20 protein-coding genes and 1 other RNA gene are annotated in these 16,486 nt (G+C 68.2%); 12 read left to right on the forward strand and 9 right to left on the reverse strand.

Annotated features, from left to right (window positions below; all coding sequences use genetic code 11):
• Positions 1-44: 44 nt before the first annotated feature.
• Entirely contained in the window at positions 45-671 is a 627-nt protein-coding gene (locus AncyloWKF20_RS13005; RefSeq protein WP_279314464.1) for a YqgE/AlgH family protein, read from the reverse strand.
• 133 nt (positions 672-804) lie between these two features.
• Here AncyloWKF20_RS13005 and AncyloWKF20_RS13010 point away from each other — a divergent pair, with 133 nt between their 5' ends.
• Together AncyloWKF20_RS13010 and AncyloWKF20_RS13015 are read left to right on the forward strand one after the other, a co-directional pair.
• The gene (locus tag AncyloWKF20_RS13010; protein WP_279314465.1) at positions 805-1,638 is read left to right on the forward strand and encodes a protein-disulfide reductase DsbD domain-containing protein; all 834 of its coding nucleotides are present in this window, start codon (positions 805-807) and stop codon (positions 1,636-1,638) included.
• Between the two features lie 139 nt (positions 1,639-1,777).
• Complete coding sequence (locus tag AncyloWKF20_RS13015) at positions 1,778-2,263, forward strand: peroxiredoxin (RefSeq protein WP_267585017.1); 486 nt, start codon at positions 1,778-1,780, stop codon at positions 2,261-2,263.
• 61 nt (positions 2,264-2,324) lie between these two features.
• Here AncyloWKF20_RS13015 and AncyloWKF20_RS13020 read toward each other — a convergent pair whose 3' ends face one another.
• Positions 2,325-2,531: a DUF465 domain-containing protein gene (locus AncyloWKF20_RS13020; RefSeq protein WP_267585640.1), complete on the reverse strand. Its 207-nt coding sequence runs from the start codon at positions 2,529-2,531 to the stop codon at positions 2,325-2,327.
• Positions 2,532-2,732: 201 nt separating this feature from the next.
• Here AncyloWKF20_RS13020 and AncyloWKF20_RS13025 point away from each other — a divergent pair, with 201 nt between their 5' ends.
• Both AncyloWKF20_RS13025 and AncyloWKF20_RS13030 read left to right on the forward strand, forming a co-directional pair.
• Complete coding sequence (locus tag AncyloWKF20_RS13025; protein WP_267585016.1) at positions 2,733-2,909, forward strand: DUF465 domain-containing protein; 177 nt, start codon at positions 2,733-2,735, stop codon at positions 2,907-2,909.
• A gap of 370 nt (positions 2,910-3,279) precedes the next feature.
• On the forward strand, positions 3,280-5,244 hold the full coding sequence (locus AncyloWKF20_RS13030; protein WP_279314466.1) for a propionyl-CoA synthetase: 1,965 nt from the start codon (positions 3,280-3,282) through the stop codon (positions 5,242-5,244).
• Positions 5,245-5,256: 12 nt separating this feature from the next.
• Here AncyloWKF20_RS13030 and AncyloWKF20_RS13035 read toward each other — a convergent pair whose 3' ends face one another.
• A complete protein-coding gene (locus tag AncyloWKF20_RS13035; RefSeq protein ID WP_279314467.1) occupies positions 5,257-5,928 on the reverse strand; it encodes a class I SAM-dependent methyltransferase in 672 nt (223 codons plus the stop codon).
• A gap of 101 nt (positions 5,929-6,029) precedes the next feature.
• Positions 6,030-6,737 carry a cell cycle transcriptional regulator TrcR gene (locus AncyloWKF20_RS13040; protein WP_279314468.1) on the reverse strand — a complete coding sequence of 236 codons (708 nt, stop codon included), beginning with the start codon at positions 6,735-6,737 and terminating at the stop codon, positions 6,030-6,032.
• A gap of 332 nt (positions 6,738-7,069) precedes the next feature.
• Between AncyloWKF20_RS13040 and AncyloWKF20_RS13045 the strand changes: the two genes are divergently transcribed.
• The 6 genes from AncyloWKF20_RS13045 (at position 7,070) to AncyloWKF20_RS13070 (ending at position 11,500) form a co-directional block, all read left to right on the forward strand.
• Positions 7,070-7,696 carry a YceI family protein gene (locus AncyloWKF20_RS13045; protein WP_279314469.1) on the forward strand — a complete coding sequence of 209 codons (627 nt, stop codon included), beginning with the start codon at positions 7,070-7,072 and terminating at the stop codon, positions 7,694-7,696.
• Between the two features lie 107 nt (positions 7,697-7,803).
• Entirely contained in the window at positions 7,804-8,775 is a 972-nt protein-coding gene (gene ispH, locus AncyloWKF20_RS13050; RefSeq protein WP_279314470.1) for a 4-hydroxy-3-methylbut-2-enyl diphosphate reductase, read from the forward strand.
• A gap of 26 nt (positions 8,776-8,801) precedes the next feature.
• Positions 8,802-9,779, forward strand: coding sequence for a homoserine kinase (locus tag AncyloWKF20_RS13055; protein ID WP_279314471.1), 978 nt, complete (start codon positions 8,802-8,804; stop codon positions 9,777-9,779).
• A 23-nt stretch (positions 9,780-9,802) separates the two neighbouring features.
• Complete coding sequence (gene rnhA / locus AncyloWKF20_RS13060; RefSeq protein WP_279317966.1) at positions 9,803-10,294, forward strand: ribonuclease HI; 492 nt, start codon at positions 9,803-9,805, stop codon at positions 10,292-10,294.
• Between the two features lie 167 nt (positions 10,295-10,461).
• Positions 10,462-10,587: a type B 50S ribosomal protein L36 gene (gene ykgO, locus AncyloWKF20_RS13065; RefSeq protein ID WP_013167868.1), complete on the forward strand. Its 126-nt coding sequence runs from the start codon at positions 10,462-10,464 to the stop codon at positions 10,585-10,587.
• 124 nt (positions 10,588-10,711) lie between these two features.
• Entirely contained in the window at positions 10,712-11,500 is a 789-nt protein-coding gene (locus AncyloWKF20_RS13070; RefSeq protein ID WP_279314472.1) for a tetratricopeptide repeat protein, read from the forward strand.
• 21 nt (positions 11,501-11,521) lie between these two features.
• Here AncyloWKF20_RS13070 and AncyloWKF20_RS13075 read toward each other — a convergent pair whose 3' ends face one another.
• The 5 genes from AncyloWKF20_RS13075 to AncyloWKF20_RS13095 form a co-directional block, all read right to left on the reverse strand.
• Positions 11,522-12,046, reverse strand: a complete 525-nt coding sequence (locus AncyloWKF20_RS13075) for a dihydrofolate reductase (RefSeq protein ID WP_279314473.1) — start codon at positions 12,044-12,046, stop codon at positions 11,522-11,524.
• Positions 12,043-13,320 (reverse strand): NAD(P)/FAD-dependent oxidoreductase, encoded by a 1,278-nt coding sequence (locus AncyloWKF20_RS13080; RefSeq protein WP_279314474.1) that lies wholly within the window; start codon positions 13,318-13,320, stop codon positions 12,043-12,045. Before AncyloWKF20_RS13080 ends, AncyloWKF20_RS13075 begins: the two co-directional genes overlap by 4 nt.
• 6 nt (positions 13,321-13,326) lie before the next feature.
• Entirely contained in the window at positions 13,327-14,076 is a 750-nt protein-coding gene (locus tag AncyloWKF20_RS13085) for a ClpXP protease specificity-enhancing factor SspB (RefSeq protein ID WP_279314476.1), read from the reverse strand.
• 52 nt (positions 14,077-14,128) lie between these two features.
• Positions 14,129-14,486, reverse strand: a transfer-messenger RNA (tmRNA) gene (gene ssrA / locus AncyloWKF20_RS13090).
• A 42-nt stretch (positions 14,487-14,528) separates the two neighbouring features.
• Entirely contained in the window at positions 14,529-14,906 is a 378-nt protein-coding gene (locus AncyloWKF20_RS13095; protein WP_279314477.1) for a hypothetical protein, read from the reverse strand.
• Positions 14,907-15,105: 199 nt separating this feature from the next.
• On the opposite strand from AncyloWKF20_RS13095, the gene AncyloWKF20_RS13100 reads away from it, so the two are divergent.
• Together AncyloWKF20_RS13100 and AncyloWKF20_RS13105 are read left to right on the forward strand one after the other, a co-directional pair.
• The gene (locus AncyloWKF20_RS13100) at positions 15,106-15,900 is read left to right on the forward strand and encodes a thymidylate synthase (protein WP_279314478.1); all 795 of its coding nucleotides are present in this window, start codon (positions 15,106-15,108) and stop codon (positions 15,898-15,900) included.
• A gap of 7 nt (positions 15,901-15,907) precedes the next feature.
• Positions 15,908-16,387, forward strand: a complete 480-nt coding sequence (locus AncyloWKF20_RS13105) for a GNAT family N-acetyltransferase (protein WP_279314479.1) — start codon at positions 15,908-15,910, stop codon at positions 16,385-16,387.
• The last annotated feature ends 99 nt before the right edge of the window (positions 16,388-16,486 follow it).

Genomic DNA, 16,486 nt, shown 5'->3' on the forward strand with positions numbered 1-16,486 from the left:
GCCGGAATGCCCATTGTGATCGAATTGGAAAAAAGCCCGCGCCGTCAGGCGTGGCCGGCTTCCGAGGACAGCATGCCCGGATCAATGCCGATCTTGCGCAGCGCCAGCTCATATTTGGCGCCGGCATCGGCGTCGAACACCAGCGAACTGTCGGCCGGGCAGTGCAGCCAACCATTCTGCTGGATCTCGTTCTCCAGCTGGCCCGGCGCCCAGCCGGCATAGCCGAGCGCCAGCACCGCGTTGGCGGGCCCGCCGCCGGCTGCGATCGCCTTGAGAATATCGAGCGTCGCGGTAAGGCAGATGCCGTCATCGATCGGCAGCGTCGAATCCTGGATGAAGAAATCCGCGCTGTGCAGCACGAAGCCGCGCCCGGTCTCCACCGGCCCGCCCTTGAGCACCCGCACCCCGCCGGCGCTGCGCGGCAAATGGATGCGCTCATCCTGCGGGATGACGTCGAGCTGCACGAGCAGATCGGTGAATTTGATGTTGCTGGCGGGCTGATTGACGATGATGCCCATCGCCCCCTCGGGCGAGTGTGCGCACAGATAGATCACGGCGCGCGCGAAACGCTCGTCGCGCATGCCCGGCATGGCGACCAGCATCTGCCCTTCGAGAAAGGTTCCGCTCGAACCGCCGCCGGAACCTCCACGGCCTTCCCGTCCGATCCACATGAGGGAAAGCGTAAACCTCGCCGGGGCATTTTCAAGCCCCGCCGGGCGTGGCCACCCGCCGCGCCAGGGCCCTCACACGAAAGTGCGGCGCGTCCGCTTTCCATGCGCCGGCCGGCAGGGTATCGCCTCAATCATGCTTGTCCGTCGCGCCCTCCTCCTCGCAGCCCTCGCCACCGCTGGCCTTGCGGCGCCCGCGCGCGCGGAGCTCGCCTCGACCTGGTCGGCGCCCTCCGGCACGGCGGTGCGGCTGGTCGCGGCCTCCGAGGGAGGCGCGCTCATCGGCGGCGTGCAGATCCGCCTGACGCCCGGCTGGAAGACCTATTGGCGCTATCCGGGCGACGCCGGCGTGCCGCCGCGCTTCGACTGGTCGGGATCGAGCAATGTCGGCGCGGTCGAGGTGCTCTGGCCGGCGCCCGTGCGCTTCGACGAGGGGGGAAGCCTCTCCATCGGCTACAAGAGCGACGTCACCCTGCCCTTCAAGATCACCCCGCGCGAGGCCGACAAGCCGGTGGAACTGCGGCTCGCGCTTGATTTCGCGGTCTGCGAGAAGATCTGCCAGCCCGCCACCGCCAATGTGACGCTCGACGTGCCCGCTGGCGGCGCCGGAGCGCCCTCGCCGACCCTCACCGCCGCCCTTGCCGCCGTACCCCATACAGCCGCCCTGGGGGCCGGTGCCGCGCCGGCCATTGAGAGCGCGACGCTGGAAGGCAGTGGCGAGCAGCGCCGCATCCGAATCCTCGCCCGCGTCGGCGATGCCGGCACGGCCGATCTGTTCGTCGAGGGACCGGACGACAATTGGGCCCTGCCGCTCCCCGAGCGCAGCGCCGGGCCGGACGGGCGCGCGGTGTTCACGCTGCCGGTCGATGGCGTGCCCTCGGGCAGCGACATCGCGGCGACGCCGCTGCGCTTCACCCTGACCGACCGCGCCGGCGCGGTCGAGGTGACGGCCCCGCTTTCCGCCCCCTGATACGGCTTCCCGCGACGCGGGAAATGGCTATTCTACCATCGCCCGGCCGACCGGCGGCCCGTGCCCGCGACGGCGCGGCCTGCCGGCTGGCCTGAACGATCCCGCGCATATCCGTCTTCGCGCACGAAAGGAAACACCCATGACGATCAAGGTCGGCGATCAGCTGCCTAGCGCCACCTTCCGCATCGCCACCGCCGACGGGCCGGTGCCGACCTCCACCGAGGAGTTCTTCAAGAACAAGAAGGTCGTGCTCTTCGCGGTGCCCGGCGCCTTCACGCCCACCTGCCACAAGAACCACCTGCCGAGCTTCATCGCCCGCGTGGACGATTTCCTCGCCAAGGGCGTCAGCACCATCGCGGTGACCGCCGTGAACGACCCCTTCGTCATGGAGGCCTGGCAGAAGGCTTCCGGCGCCAGCGACAAGATCGTGTTCCTGTCGGACGGCAATGGCGAGTTCGCCAAGGCGCTCGGCCTCGAGCTCGACGCCTCCGGCGCGGGCCTCGGCCTGCGCTCCAAGCGCTACTCCATGCTGGTGGATGACGGCGAGGTGCTCATCCTCAATGTCGAGCCGGTGCCGAGCAAGGCCGACACGACCAACGCCGACGTGCTGCTCACGCAGTTCTGATCGCGCCGCCGCTGATACCATCCCGGCCGCGTGCCGGGATGGGTGCGGCGCAGCATCACGCTTACGCGATGATGTCGGGGCAGATCTGGTCCTCGACGAAGCTGATGCGATCCTTCAGCACCAGCTTGCGCTTCTTGAACCGGGCCAATTGAAGCTGATCGCTGCCAGGCATCTGCTGCAGCGTCGCAATAGCCGCATCGAGATCGCGATGCTCCTGCTTCAGGCGCTCGAGGAGAGCCCTCAGCTCGGTTTCCTCATCCGCCGTTATCTGTGTCAAACGCTCGACCCGCGACCCGACTCGCTCCGGTTTGTCGAAGCTTGGCACCAAGTATTGCCGCCAAGGCCGCCCCCTGCAACATCCCCGAACGGCGGACTGGCCATGCTGCGGCGCAGCGCATCGTTTCGTCGACAGCTCGCGGCTTACGTGACACACTCATGACGCTCGTTTCCGAATGACAGGGAGATGCCCATGTCTTTGCAAGCGCATGTCGCGGAACTGGAAAGGCGTCATCAGGCGCTGGAGAAGGAACTGCGTGAGGAGATGACCCGCCCGTCGTCCAATGATGTACGGGTGGCCGATCTGAAACGGCGGAAGCTTCATCTGAAAGATGAAATCTCGCGGCTCAAGGGCGCGACGCTGCATTAAGGCCAAGCCCGTACCGGTGGCTTCATTCTGATCGAGATGAAGGACCGCCTTCTGCCGGACGCGAGCAGATAACGCCGCGAAGGTCGAGCAACTTTCGGCGAGAATGCTCCGGGGCCAGTGCTCGCGACCCGAGCGAGTGCGGCCCGTATGGACGGCAGCCAGGCCCACCGGGCACCCGCCCGTGAACAACGCGAAAGAACTCCGCCGCCGGCCTGACAAGGGCCGGCGGTTCGCGTTTCAGCCTCCCCATGGGGACATGACGCAGGGTCGACCAAGGTCGTACGCATTTGAGCGTTCTTGAATCCCCGCCTGCTACCCGTGAAATTGAGGGCAACAGAAGAAAAATCGCCCCTGCTGGGAGAACGCCACCATGAGCGCCGCTGCACCTGCGCCTGCGACCGACCCCGTGCGCCCTCCTTCGGGCGGCTACGCCGCCCTCCACGCCCGCTCCATCGCCGATCCGCGAGGCTTCTGGGGTGAGGCCGCCGAGGCCATCGACTGGATGGAGCCGCCGCGCCGCGTGTTCGATCCCGAAGCCGGGGTCTATGGGCGCTGGTTCGCCGGCGGCGTCACCAATGTGTGCCACAACGCGGTCGACCGGCACGTCGCGGCCGGGCGGGGGGCGCAGGCGGCGATCCTCTATGACAGCCCGGTGAGCGGCACCAAGCGCGCCATCACCTATGCCGACTTGCAGACCGAGGTGGCGACACTGGCCGGCGTGCTGCGCGCCATGGGCGTGGAGGCCGGCGACCGCGTCGTCATCTACATGCCGATGATCCCGGAAGCCGTGTTCGCCATGCTGGCCTGCGCGCGCATCGGGGCGGTGCACTCCGTCGTGTTCGGCGGCTTCGCGGCGGCGGAGCTGGCGAGCCGCATCGACGATGCGCAGCCGAAGATCGTGCTCTCCGCCTCCTGCGGCATCGAGCCGAGCCGCATCGTCCATTACAAGCCGCTGCTCGACCTCGCCCTCACCATCGCCACCCACAAGCCAGCGGCCTGCCTGATCTTCCAGCGCCCGCAGGTCGAGGCGAGCCTTGTGCCGGGCCGCGATCAGGACTGGGCGACGCGCCGCGCCGAGGCTCTCGCCAGCGGCGTCAGCGCCGCCTGCGCGCCGGTGGCGGCGACCGATCCGCTCTACATTCTCTACACCTCCGGCACGACCGGAAAGCCCAAGGGCGTGGTGCGCGACACCGGCGGCTACATGGTGGCGCTGCGCTGGTCGATGGACGGGCTCTATGGCGTGGCGCCGGGCGAGGTGTTCTGGTCGGCCTCCGACATCGGTTGGGTGGTCGGCCATTCCTACATCGTCTACGCCCCGCTGCTCACCGGCTGCACGACGGTGCTCTATGAGGGGAAGCCGGTCGGCACGCCCGATGCCGGCGCGTTCTGGCGGGTAATTGAAGAGTACAAGGTCGCCGCGCTGTTCACCGCGCCGACCGCGCTGCGCGCGATCAAGAAGGAAGACCCCGAGGGTCTTCTGATGAAGGACTATGACCGCTCCTCGCTGCGCACCCTGTTCCTCGCTGGTGAGCGGGCGGACCCGGACACGGTGGAATGGGCCAAGGCGAAGCTCGGCGTGCCCGTGGTCGATCACTGGTGGCAGACCGAGACCGGTTGGGCCATCGCCGGCAACCCGGTCGGCATCGAGCCGCTGGAGGTGAAGGTCGGCTCGACCGGCGTGCCGATGCCCGGCTATCAGGTCGATATTCTCGACGAGGGCGGCCATCCCGTCGCCGCCAACCGGATGGGCTCCATCGCCATCAAGCTGCCGCTGCCGCCCGGCTGCCTGCCCACGCTCTGGCGGCAGGATGAGCGGTTCCGCGAGAGCTACCTCATCGACTATCCCGGCTACTACAAGACGGCGGATGCCGGCTTCTGCGACGATGACGGCCAGCTCTTCATCATGGGGCGCACGGACGACATCATCAATGTCGCCGGCCATCGCCTTTCCACCGGCGGCATGGAAGAGGTGCTCGCCGCGCACCCGGATGTCGCCGAATGCGCGGTGATCGGCATTCATGACGAGCTGAAGGGCGAGGTGCCCTGCGGCTTCCTGGTGCTGAAATCGGGCGTCACCCGCTCGCCGGCGCAGATCGAGACGGAGATCGTCGCGCTGGTGCGCGAACGGATCGGCCCGGTCGCCGCCTTCCGGCTGGCGATCACGGTGAACCGCCTGCCCAAGACGCGCTCCGGCAAGATCCTGCGCGGCACGATGAAGAAGATCGCCGACGCGCAGAGCTGGAACATGCCGGCGACCATCGACGATCCGGCGACGCTGGACGAGATCGCCGCCGTGCTCAGCGCGCGCGGCCTCGCCAAGGTGAGCGCGGCGTAGGGGACGGCGCGCTCAGGCGCGAGCGACCCAGCCGCGGAAGGTGAAGCCGGCATAGAACAGGGCGACATCGCGGAAACCGGCGTCGCGCAGCAGCGCCTCGTCTTCGGTAGGCGAGAGAACCGGCAGGCGATCGCCGATGGTGGCGCCCGCCCGTTCCGCCTGCGCCCGCGGAACGCCGGAGGACGCTGCAAAGGCGGCGTAGCGGGCGAACCAGAGCGCCCGCTCCGCGTCATCGCCGGGAATGCTGTGATGGGCGGTCACGAAGGGGGCGCCCGGCTTCAGCCGCTCATGCACCGCGCGTAGCGTCGCAGCCCGCTCGGCCGGCTGGATGAAATGAAGCGTGAGCAGGCAGGCGGCCCCGTCGAACGGGCCGGCCGGCGCGGTATCAATATAGCCTTCATGCAGGCGGACGCGCCGGGCGTGCACACCCAACGTCGCCTCGGCGAGACGGAGCATCTCGGCCGAAGGATCGACCCCATCGAAATGCCAGCCCGGTTGGGCATCGGCGAACGCCTTCAGCTCCAGCCCGCCGCCGGCCCCGAGCACCAGAATGTGGGCGTCCGGCGGCGCGCGCTCGGCAAGCAGCAGCATCGCCATCCGCTGAAGATCGAGAAAGCCGGGCACAAGACGGCGCGGGCCTTCGGCATAGCGCGCCACCGCAGCAGGATCATCGAAAACACTCATTGGAACCTCACGGGGCCGAGATGGCAATGATGCCGTCGCGACAAATGAAAAGGGGCGCCCGAGCGCCCCTGATCGTCATGAGACACGAAGGAGGCGACGCCTCACTCCTCCTCGGCCGCGCTCTTGCGCGAACCGCCGAGCTTGGCGAACACCGTCTCGAGGTCGATCGGCTCCTCGCGCGGCTTGCGCGACGAGGTGTAGGGCTCGTCGTGAGCGCCGGCGCCGGTGGTGATCTCGGCCGGCAGCAGCGTGGTGCTGTCCTCGACCTGCGCGCCGGCGGGGCGATCCTTGGAGGAACGCTGCACCTCGATGTCGAGGTCGATCTGCGAGCACAGGCCGAGCGTGACCGGGTCCATCGGCGTCAGGTTCTGCGCATTCCAGTGGGTGCGCTCCTTGATCGCCTCGATCGTGGTCTTGGTCGTGCCCACGAGGCGCATGATCTGCGCGTCCTTGAGCTCGGCGTGATTGCGCAGCAGCCAGAGGATCGCGTTCGGGCGATCCTGGCGCTTCGACACCGGGGTGTAGCGCGGGCCGCGGCGACGCTTGGGCTCCGGCAGGCGAACCTTGGATTCCTGAAGCTTCAGCCGATAGTTCGGGTTCTTCTCGGCCTTCTCGATTTCCTCGCGGCCGAGCTGCCCGGTGTTCACCGGGTCGAGACCCTTGATGCCCTGCGCGACCTCGCCGTCGGCGATGCCCTTCACTTCCAGCACATGCAGCTTACAGAAGTCCGCGATCTGATCGAAGGTCAGCGCGGTGTTCTCCACCAGCCACACGGCCGTGGCCTTCGGCATGAGGGGGGCGTTCGCCATGGGACGCGTCTCCATCCAATTGGTTCATTCGGTCGCGCAGACTCTCTCACGCGCTCCGCCCACCCCTCGGGGGCGCAGCCTCGGACCGTCTGACGATGACCGGGATGGCGGGAATATAGGCCGGCGCGCGCCATCCTGCAAATGATTGCGTGGACCGTGTGAGACCATCCGCGCGCGGTCGACGGCAACGCGCCTCAAAACTCTTCATAAGCATTTGATAATAAAAATGATTTCACCTTTGACGATGTGCGCGCGACCTTGCCGCTGCGGTATCCCCGCCCTAATCTCCCGCCCGGAACGACGCGAAACGCGGCATGGCAGGGGAGGACAGGATGAGGCGTTGGTTTCTCGCGGCACTGGCGGCGGCAACGCTGGGCGCGCTGAGCCCGGCACAGGCGCAGGATGCCGCGCAGCGGCCCGGCCAGCCGGATGTCGCCCGCATCAGCGGCGGCACCTATGAGGTCGACGCCAACCACACGCAGGTGATCTGGTCGGTCGATCATCTCGGCTTCACCCCGCTCAGCGGCATGTTCGGACGGATGAGCGGCACGCTGCTGCTCGACCCCAAGGCGCCCGACATGGCCAGGCTCGCCATCACCATCCCGATGGAGGGATTGGTCGTCACCTCGCCGCGCTTTGCCGAGCACCTCGCCTCCGCCGAGTTCTTCGACGCGGCGAAATTCCCCACCGCGACGTTCACATCCACGCGCGTGACGGTGCGTGGCACGCAGGCCACGATCGAGGGCGATCTGACCCTGCACGGCGTCACGCGGCCCGTGACGCTCGAGGCCCGCTTCATCGGCGCGGGCTATAACCCCCAGCACAAGGCGGAGAATGTCGGCTTCACCGCCACGGCAAACGTGAAGCGCAGCGATTTCGGGCTGGGCGAGGCGGTGCCCATGGTGTCGGACGAGGTGACGCTCACCATCGTCGGCGCGTTCAAGAAGCGGCCCTCTTAAGCCGGCGCCGGGCCGGCCGCGCGCTTGACAGGGCGGGCGGCGGCACCCATGACGGAAGGCGTATTTCCACCGCGCCTCCCCTTGGACGCGCCCCGCTGGACGACGCGATGCCCGCCGCCGAGAAACCTCATCTGCGCGTTCTGCTCTGCGCCCCGCGCGGCTTCTGCGCCGGCGTGGTGCGCGCCATCGACGCGGTGGAGCGCGCGCTCGCCCTCTATGGCCCGCCGGTCTATGTCCGGCACGAGATCGTCCATAACAAATATGTGGTCGAGGGACTGAAGGCGAAAGGCGCGGTCTTCGTCGAGGAGCTGCATGAGGTGCCCACCGGGACGGCGGCGCCGGTGATCTTCTCGGCCCATGGCGTGGCCAAATCCGTTCCGGAGGATGCGGCGCGGCGCAATTTCTTCGCCATCGACGCCACCTGCCCGCTGGTGACCAAGGTTCACCGCGAGGCGACCGTGCATCACAAGAAAGGGCGCGAGGTCGTGCTGATCGGCCATGCCGGCCACCCGGAAGTGATCGGCACCATGGGCCAGCTGCCCGAGGGCGCGGTGTCGCTGGTCGAGACCGCCGAGCAGGCGCGCATCTTCACCCCGCGCGACCCGGAAAACCTCGCCTTCACCACCCAGACCACCCTCTCCATCGACGATACGGCGGAGATCGTCGCGATCCTGCGCGAGCGTTTCCCCGCGATGGTGGCGCCGCACAAGGAAGACATCTGCTACGCCACCACTAACCGGCAGGAGGCGGTCAAGCGCGTCGCCCCGCAGGTGGACGCGATGATCGTGGTCGGTGCGCCGAACTCGTCCAACTCGCAGCGCCTGCGCGAGGCCGCCGAGCGCGAGGGCTGCCGCATCGCCGATCTCGTGCAGCGCGCCAGCGAGATCGACTGGACCCGCTTCACCGGCATCGCCTCGCTCGGCATCACCGCCGGGGCCTCGGCGCCGGAGATTCTGGTTGAGGAAATCATCGACGCCTTCGCCGAGCGCTATCAGGTCGCGGTCGAGACCGTGTACACGGTGAATGAGGACGTGTTCTTCCCGCTGCCCCGGCAGCTTCGCCCCGACGCCGCCGAATAGGCTCTTCCACACCCCGACAGGCACCGATGGCCGTCTATACCGATGTGACCCCGGAAGAGCTCGAAGCCTTCCTCGCGACCTATGAGCTCGGCCGTCTGCGCGCCTTCAAGGGCATCGCGGAAGGGGTGGAGAACTCGAACTATCTGCTCCAGACCGAGGCCGGCAGTTTCATCCTCACCCTCTATGAGAAGCGGGTGAACCCGGCGGACCTGCCCTTCTTCATCGGGCTGATGGAGCATCTGGCGAGCCGGGGCATCGACTGCCCGCAGCCGGTGCGCAACCGCGCGGGCGTCGCGCTCGGCACGCTCGCCGGCCGCCCGGCGCTCATCGCCACCTTTCTCATGGGCACCTCGGTGCGCCGGCCGACCGCCGCCAATTGCGCCGCGCTCGGCACCGCGCTCGCCGGCCTGCACAAGGCGGGGGCGGATTTCACTGCCTTTTCCCGCGTCAACGCGCTCTCGGTCGCCGGCTGGCGCCCGCTCTATGACGCGGCGGGCGAGCGCGCGGATACCGTGGCGGCGGGCCTGCGCGCGCTGATCGCCGACGAACTCGCCTTGCTGGAAGGCGCCTGGCCCACCGGCCTGCCGGCGGGCGTCATCCATGCCGACCTGTTCCCGGACAATGTGTTCTTCACCGATGGCCGGCTGTCGGGGCTGATCGACTTCTATTTCGCCTGCAACGACCTGCTCGCCTACGACCTTGCCATCTGCCTCAATGCCTGGTGCTTCGAGCCCGACGGCGCCTACAACCTGACCAAGGGCCGGGCGATGATCGCCGCCTATCAGGCCGAGCGGGCGCTGAGCGAGGCCGAGATCGCCGCGCTGCCGGTGCTGGCGCGCGGGGCGGCGCTGCGCTTCCTGCTGACGCGCCTCGTCGACTGGCTCAACGTGCCGCCCGGCGCGCTGGTGCGCCCGCACGACCCGCTGGAATATCTGCGCAAGCTGCGCTTCCACCGCTCCGTCGAGAGCCCGCGCGATTACGGCGTGATGGGGCCTGCGGCGTGAAGACGGCGCCCGGCACCGCCCGCATCTTCGGCGACGACGCCAAGCCGCCCCAGGAACCGCCGAAAGGCATCGTTGCGATCTGGACCGACGGCGCGTGCTCCGGCAATCCCGGCCCCGGCGGCTGGGGGGCGATCCTGCGCTATGCGGGGACGGAGAAAGAGCTTTGCGGCGGCGATTCCCCGACCACCAACAACCGCATGGAGCTGATGGCGGCGATTTCGTCGTTGGAAGCGTTGAAGCGCCCCTGCACGGTCGATTTGCACACCGACAGCGAATATCTGCGCAACGGCGTCACCAAATGGATGGCCGGCTGGAAGCGCAATGGCTGGCGCACGGCGGACAAGAAGCCGGTGAAGAATGTCGACCTGTGGGAGCGCCTCGAACTCGCCATCGCCCGCCACGAGATCCGCTGGCACTGGGTGAAGGGCCATGCGGGCGACCCGATGAATGAGCGCGCGGACGAGCTGGCCCGCGCCGGCATGGCGCCCTTCAAGGCCGGGCGGGGCATGGGATAAGCGGGGCGCCGGGGCGGAAAACGCCGCCGGTAGACCGGCCCTCGATTGACAAGGCCCCCTCCCCTCCGCTATCAGCCGGGCCTCGAATTTAGGTGAAGCTGGCGGATCGGGGCGCGGCCATAGGCGCCGTCTCATGCGCAGGCGTATCGATCCGAAGGTTAAGTGTCATGAAGATCCGCAACTCGCTCAAGTCGCTGCTCGGCCGTCACCGCGACAACCGTCTGGTGCGCCGCAAGGGCCGCGTCTACATCATCAACAAGACCCAGAAGCGCTTCAAGGCCCGCCAGGGCTGAGAGCCGGCGCCGGTTTCCGGCGCCTCTTCTACGGTTTGAACGCGGCCCTTGTGGCCGCGTTCACGTTTTCTCGGGGTGCGCTCGCGCGCGTTGACGAGGGCGCCATCGCTCCTACACTGGAGCCATGCGCGCCCTTTCTGTTGTCTCGCCCCTTGCCGTCGCCCTCGCCGCCTCGCTGATCGGCCTTCCCGCCGCGGCCGAGACGACCGGCCGCGTGCCGCTTCTCCTCATCCAGTCGCCCGCCGCACCGGCCCCGGACGCTCATGCTGCGCCGGGCAAGGATGGGCCGGGCAAACCGAATGCCGGCACGGATCTGCCGGGCAAGGGCCCGCCCGTTCAGGTCGAGATTCCCAAGGCCAAGGAAGCGCCGGCCGAGGGCGAAGGGCGCAGCACCACCTCCCCGGTCGAGAGCGCCACGGCTGAGCCCGACCGCGCCAAGCGGCTCGACGCCCTGTTCGCGGCGCTGAAGGCGGCGCCGGACGAGGAATCCGCCAAGCAGATCGCCGCCCGCATCGACATCGCGCTCACGCCCTCGGGCAGCGACACGGCGGATCTCTTGATGAACCGGGCGGCCCAGGCCACCGAGGCGAAGGATTATGACCTCGCCATCCAGCTGCTCGACGGCGTGCTTGCCGTGGCGCCCGACCATCTGGAAGCCTGGAACAAGCGGGCGACCGTGTTCTATCTCAAGCAGGACTTCTCCGACGCGCTGCTCGATCTGCGGCAGGTCGTGGCGCGCGAGCCGCGCCATTACGGCGCCTGGGCTGGCATCGCCATCATCTGCAAGGAGATCGGCGACGAGAAACACGCGCTCGAGGCCGCCCGTCAGGCGCTCGCCGCCTATCCTCACCTCGACGAGGTCGGCGAGATGGAGGAGGAACTGTCCCTCACCGTCGAGGGCCGGCCGATCTGACGGGCGCTGAGCCGGGTCTTATCAGGCCCGGTCGTAATCGACGAAGCTGAAGGCGAATTCGTCCTTCTCGCCCTGTAGCGGGCCCTCGCGATAAGTCTCGTGCCAGTCGGCGGGCTCGAAGGGCGGGAAATGCACGTCGCCTTCGGGCTGGCCATGGACCTGCGTCAGCCGCAGCCGCTGCGCCAGCGGCAGGGCCTGCGCGTAGATCTGCGCGCCGCCCACCACCGCCATCTCGTCAACGCCGAGCCGTGCCGCCTCCGCCGCGCCCGCCGCCAGCGCCGCCTCCAGCGACGGCACGACTATGACGCCGTCCGGCGCGGCAAAGCCCGCGTCGCGGGTGATGACCACGCTGGTGCGCCCCGGCAGCGGCCGGCCGATGGACTGGAAGGTGCGCCGCCCCATTAGGATCGGCTTGCCCCAGGTGATCGCGCGAAAGCGCTTGAGATCGCCGGAAATGTGCCAGGGCAGGTCCTCGCCGCGCCCGATCACGCCATTCTCGGCGACCGCGACGACGAGGGTGAGCAAGGGCCCGCCGGGCGCGCTCACGCCGCCCGGCCCGTGAGCTGCGCCAGCGCCGCGTCGGCGGCCGCGAGGCCGGTCAGATGCGCGCCATGGGCGGTGGAATAGGCGTGGGCGGAGACCGCCTCACCGGCGAAGAAGACGCGATCGGCTAGCGATTGCCGCAGCCGCGCGCGCATAGGGGCGAGGCTCGGCAGTGCGCAGCTATAGGCGCCGCCGATCAGCGGGTCCGCCACCCAGTCCGTGGTGGCGACACCCGTCACATGGCGGCGAATATCGGCGCCAAAGGCGTCCGTAAGCGCGGCGAGGGCGAAGTCCTCCATCGCCTTCGGCCCGGCGGCGACGAGCCGGGCGGCATTGTCGCCGGCCAGCTGGCCGATCGCCATCGGCGCACCGAACGGATTGAGGGTGAAGTTGATCGGGTGCCGGGCGGGATCGCGCAAATCGAGCGTGTCGATATAGGTGGTCGGCGGCAGGCCGAACACGTCGCGGTCGAAATGAACGGCCACCTTCTCCGCCGCGCCCAGCGGCAGCGCCGCGAAGGCTTCCGCTAGGTCCACCGGCAGATGCGGGGCGAAGGCGAGGCCGCCGCGCGCGATCACCGGGGTCGGCACGGCGATGATGACGGCCCGCGCCGTGAGCCGGCCGCGTGGCGTGTCGAGCGCGACACCGGCGCCGGACCAGTCGACGGTCGCGACCGGGCAGTTGGTGAGGATCGGCAGCGCCGGCGCGGCGCGGCGCGCGACCGCCTGGACGAGGTCGCCATAGCCGCTGGCGACGGGGTAGTTTTCCACCGTGTCGGAATAGGCGGCGTAGTCGAGGGTGGAGACCCGCTCCGCCTCGGTGGCGGTCATCAGGTTGAGCCAGTGGCGGGTCAGCCGCAGCCAAGGCGTGGCGGTGTCGATCACCGCGCTCGCGGCGATGTCGCGGCCCTCGTCGCCGGCCTGGTGAACGGCGGTGAACATGCCGTCAATGGCCTGCCAGATGGACACACGCTCCACCTCATCGGCCCAACGCTCCCCCAGATGCGTCGCCCGCGCCTGCCGGTTGGTGCGGACCATATAGGGGATGCCGAGTTCGTCGGCGGCCTGGCGCAGCGGGTTGACCGAGGCCGAATGCAGCCAGTGGCAGCCGCGGTCCCAGGCGACGCCGAAGGTCGAGCTATCGGTAAAGGCCCGTCCGCCGGTGCGCGGCGCCGCCTCGACCACCAGCACATCGACGCCGGCCTGATGAAGCCGGGCCCCCGCCGCGAGACCGGCAGCGCCGGCCCCGACGACGATCACCTCATGATGGCCGCTCACGGAAAGCTACTTCTTGCGGAAGGCATCGAGGCGCACGACCTGCGCGCCCTTCGTCTCGCCATCGGCCTCCGCCTCCGTCGCCGCAGCGGCGGGTTTGGCGGCCTCTGCCTTGCCGGCGTTAGGCTTGGGGGCATCCTTGGGAGCTTCCGCCTTGGCTGCATCCGATTTGGCGGGCTTCGCGGCCGAAACGGGCTTGCCGGCGGACTCGGCCGGTTTGGCCGCCACCGGGCGCACAGGCTCCGCCTTGACAGCCTCGACCTTGGCGGGGCGCGGCGGCTTTGCCTCGCCCGCGGAGGGCGCGCGCGTCGACGGCACCGAGGTGGGACGCGGGACACCAATCGGTGTCGGCGCGGCCGCCGGAGCCGGTGCGGCCTCGACCTCCTCGTCCTCCTCCGCCGCGCCCGAGGGCTCGAACTGAAGGCCGAACTTCACCGAAGGGTCGAAGAAGCCCTTGAGGCTGTCGAACGGCACATGCAGCCGCTCGGGTATGCCGTTGAAGGACAGCCCGACCTCGAAATAGGCCTCGGTGACGATCAGATCCCAGAACTGATGCTGGAGAACGATCGTCATCTCCTCGGGATAGCGTTCCTTGAGGCGCGGCGAGAGGCGCACGCCCAGGTTCGTCGTGTCGAAGGAGATGTACAGGTGATGGTCGCCAGGCAGACCGTCGCGCGCGACGTCCACGAGGACGCGGCGCACCACGGCGCGCAGCGCGTCCTGAACCAACAAATCATAGCGAATAAGATCGACGCTCATGCCGGCAATGAACCCGATTCCAGCCTCGACCGCCAGCCGGTCCTTGAAAGGAAGTGGAGGCTTCTGTTGCCAGGTGCCTCCGAACCCCGCCTTACAGTGCTACCCGCAAGGACTTATTTCCCAGAGATCAAACCGCTTACGCGGCCTGAGCAACCGGAGCATAGTTGTCGTTGGCAACTATAAGTTTGGTCCGATGACGGCGGTACCATGCCGAGCGAAAGAAAACCCTTTACGCCCTCGTCGATCCTGTTTCGCCCCCGCCGGAACCCACCAGCGTGGGATGGGCTCGGGTGGAGGCGCCGGGTACTGCCCCCGGGTCCGATGGGTTTATTACGATGTCCGTTTATCGCCATAGCCGGCTTGCACCGGCGGAGGGGAATATAGGCGTTCGGGCGTCCGGTTGGAAGGGGGGCGGGCTTGCGTCATCCCGCCCCTTGTGCCGGACGGCGTTTTCACGCCTCCGTCTGGTCGCCATATTGCAGGCGCTCGATCGGCTGGTTGCCGCCCTGCGTGCCCACGAGCTTCTCGTCCAGCTCGGCGATGCGGGTGCGGATCACCTCCATCAGCACCTCGCGCATCAGCTCATAGTCGAGCCGCACGTCGGAATGGGCGCTTCGCAGCGCCTGACCGGCACGCAGCACCAGGGCCGGATTCATGTGCGAGCCTTCCACCACGAGGTCGATCGGGTGGGTGGCGTCCTTCTCCAGCAGGTTAAGATGCATGGCGAGGCGGTGATGCTCCATGGCGAGCGCCGTGGTGCTGTCGGTCCGCTCGATGTTGGTGCCGGCGAGCGTCGCCGCCTTGTCGTCCGTGGTCGCGTTGCTGGACATGGGTTGTTCCTCCCTCGCTGAATGGTGCGCGCGGGGACAAGCCGGGGAGGTCGATGAGGTTCCCTCGACTACCGGCGCGACGCCAGCGGCTGGCACGCGGTTTTGCTGTGAGCCAAGCGCCGGCAACGGTGCGTAGGGTGGACGAATGCGCTATATATAGTGGGTCGAGGCACCACCAGCAGCGATGACGAGAGAGACCATGCGGCAATATCACGAGCTTCTGGAACGCGTGCTGCGCGAGGGCGTCCGCAAGGATGACCGCACCGGCACCGGCACGGTCTCGGTCTTCGGCCATCAGATGCGCTTCGATCTCGGTGAGGGCTTTCCGCTCGTCACCACCAAGAAGCTGCACCTGCGCTCGATCATCCACGAGCTGCTGTGGTTCCTCGCTGGCGACACCAACATCGCCTATCTCAAGGAAAACGGCGTTTCGATCTGGGATGAGTGGGCCGACGACAAGGGCGATCTTGGCCCGGTCTATGGCCATCAGTGGCGCTCCTGGCCGGACGGCAAGGGCGGGGTGATCGACCAGATCGCGCAGGTCGTCGCCGATATCCGCCGCAACCCCGATTCACGCCGCCTGATCGTCTCGGCCTGGAACCCGGCGGATGTGCCGCAAATGGCGCTGCCGCCCTGCCACCTGCTGTTCCAGTTCTATGTCGCCGAGGGACGGCTCTCCTGCCAGCTTTACCAGCGCTCGGCCGACATCTTCCTCGGCGTGCCCTTCAACATCGCCTCCTATGCGCTACTGACCCATATGGTGGCGCAGGTGACGGGGCTGAAGCCGGGCGATTTCGTCCATACGCTCGGCGACGCGCACATCTACATGAACCATATGGAGCAGGTGCACGAGCAGCTCTCGCGCAGCCCGCGCGCCCTGCCGAGCTTGAGACTCAACCCGGCGGTGGACGACCTGTTCGCCTTCCGCTTCGCGGATATCGCCATCGAGAATTACGACCCGCACCCCGCCATCAAGGCGCCGGTGGCGGTCTGAGGCCGCCATGAGCCTGTCCATCCGCCCGGCCACACCGGCCGATGCCGCGTTGATCCTCGCTTTCGTCCGCGAACTCGCCGATTACGAGAAGCTGCTGCACGAGGTTGAGGCGGGCCTTGCCGATATCGAGCGCGACCTGTTCGGACCGAACCCCCGCGTGTTCTGCGACATCGCGGAATGGGACGGCGCGCCGGCCGGCTTCGCCCTGTGGTTCTACAATTACTCGACCTTCCGCGGCCGCCACGGGCTCTATGTGGAAGACCTGTATGTCCGGCCGGCCTATCGCGGGCGCGGCATCACGCGGGCGCTGATGCGCCACCTCGCGCGGCGTTGCGTCGAGGAGGGTCTCGGGCGCTTCGAGTGGTGGGTGCTCAACTGGAACGAACCCGCCATCCGCTTCTACCGGTCCATCGGCGCAGCGCCGATGGACGAATGGACGGTGCAGCGCGTCACCGGCGACGCGCTGAAGGCTCTGGCGGAAGGCTGAGCCGCGCCGGACACCGATCCCTGCCGAGAGCCGGGACAGCACGGGGCCGGACGATCCCGGAGCGACCTTGCGGCCGTCCGGGATGACATCACGCTGCGA

The sequence above is a fragment of the Ancylobacter sp. WKF20 genome, from assembly GCF_029760895.1.
Lineage (GTDB): Bacteria > Pseudomonadota > Alphaproteobacteria > Rhizobiales > Xanthobacteraceae > Ancylobacter.

Coding starts and splice junctions, on each gene's coding strand:
- AncyloWKF20_RS13005 (WP_279314464.1), bottom strand. CDS start 671: ATGTGGATCGGACGGGAAGGCCGTGGAGGTTCCGGCGGCGGTTCGAGC.
- AncyloWKF20_RS13010 (WP_279314465.1), top strand. CDS start 805: ATGCTTGTCCGTCGCGCCCTCCTCCTCGCAGCCCTCGCCACCGCTGGC.
- AncyloWKF20_RS13015 (WP_267585017.1), top strand. CDS start 1,778: ATGACGATCAAGGTCGGCGATCAGCTGCCTAGCGCCACCTTCCGCATC.
- AncyloWKF20_RS13025 (WP_267585016.1), top strand. CDS start 2,733: ATGTCTTTGCAAGCGCATGTCGCGGAACTGGAAAGGCGTCATCAGGCG.
- AncyloWKF20_RS13030 (WP_279314466.1), top strand. CDS start 3,280: ATGAGCGCCGCTGCACCTGCGCCTGCGACCGACCCCGTGCGCCCTCCT.
- AncyloWKF20_RS13035 (WP_279314467.1), bottom strand. CDS start 5,928: ATGAGTGTTTTCGATGATCCTGCTGCGGTGGCGCGCTATGCCGAAGGC.
- AncyloWKF20_RS13040 (WP_279314468.1), bottom strand. CDS start 6,737: ATGGCGAACGCCCCCCTCATGCCGAAGGCCACGGCCGTGTGGCTGGTG.
- AncyloWKF20_RS13045 (WP_279314469.1), top strand. CDS start 7,070: ATGAGGCGTTGGTTTCTCGCGGCACTGGCGGCGGCAACGCTGGGCGCG.
- ispH (WP_279314470.1), top strand. CDS start 7,804: ATGCCCGCCGCCGAGAAACCTCATCTGCGCGTTCTGCTCTGCGCCCCG.
- AncyloWKF20_RS13055 (WP_279314471.1), top strand. CDS start 8,802: ATGGCCGTCTATACCGATGTGACCCCGGAAGAGCTCGAAGCCTTCCTC.
- ykgO (WP_013167868.1), top strand. CDS start 10,462: ATGAAGATCCGCAACTCGCTCAAGTCGCTGCTCGGCCGTCACCGCGAC.
- AncyloWKF20_RS13070 (WP_279314472.1), top strand. CDS start 10,712: ATGCGCGCCCTTTCTGTTGTCTCGCCCCTTGCCGTCGCCCTCGCCGCC.
- AncyloWKF20_RS13085 (WP_279314476.1), bottom strand. CDS start 14,076: ATGAGCGTCGATCTTATTCGCTATGATTTGTTGGTTCAGGACGCGCTG.
- AncyloWKF20_RS13095 (WP_279314477.1), bottom strand. CDS start 14,906: ATGTCCAGCAACGCGACCACGGACGACAAGGCGGCGACGCTCGCCGGC.
- AncyloWKF20_RS13100 (WP_279314478.1), top strand. CDS start 15,106: ATGCGGCAATATCACGAGCTTCTGGAACGCGTGCTGCGCGAGGGCGTC.
- AncyloWKF20_RS13105 (WP_279314479.1), top strand. CDS start 15,908: ATGAGCCTGTCCATCCGCCCGGCCACACCGGCCGATGCCGCGTTGATC.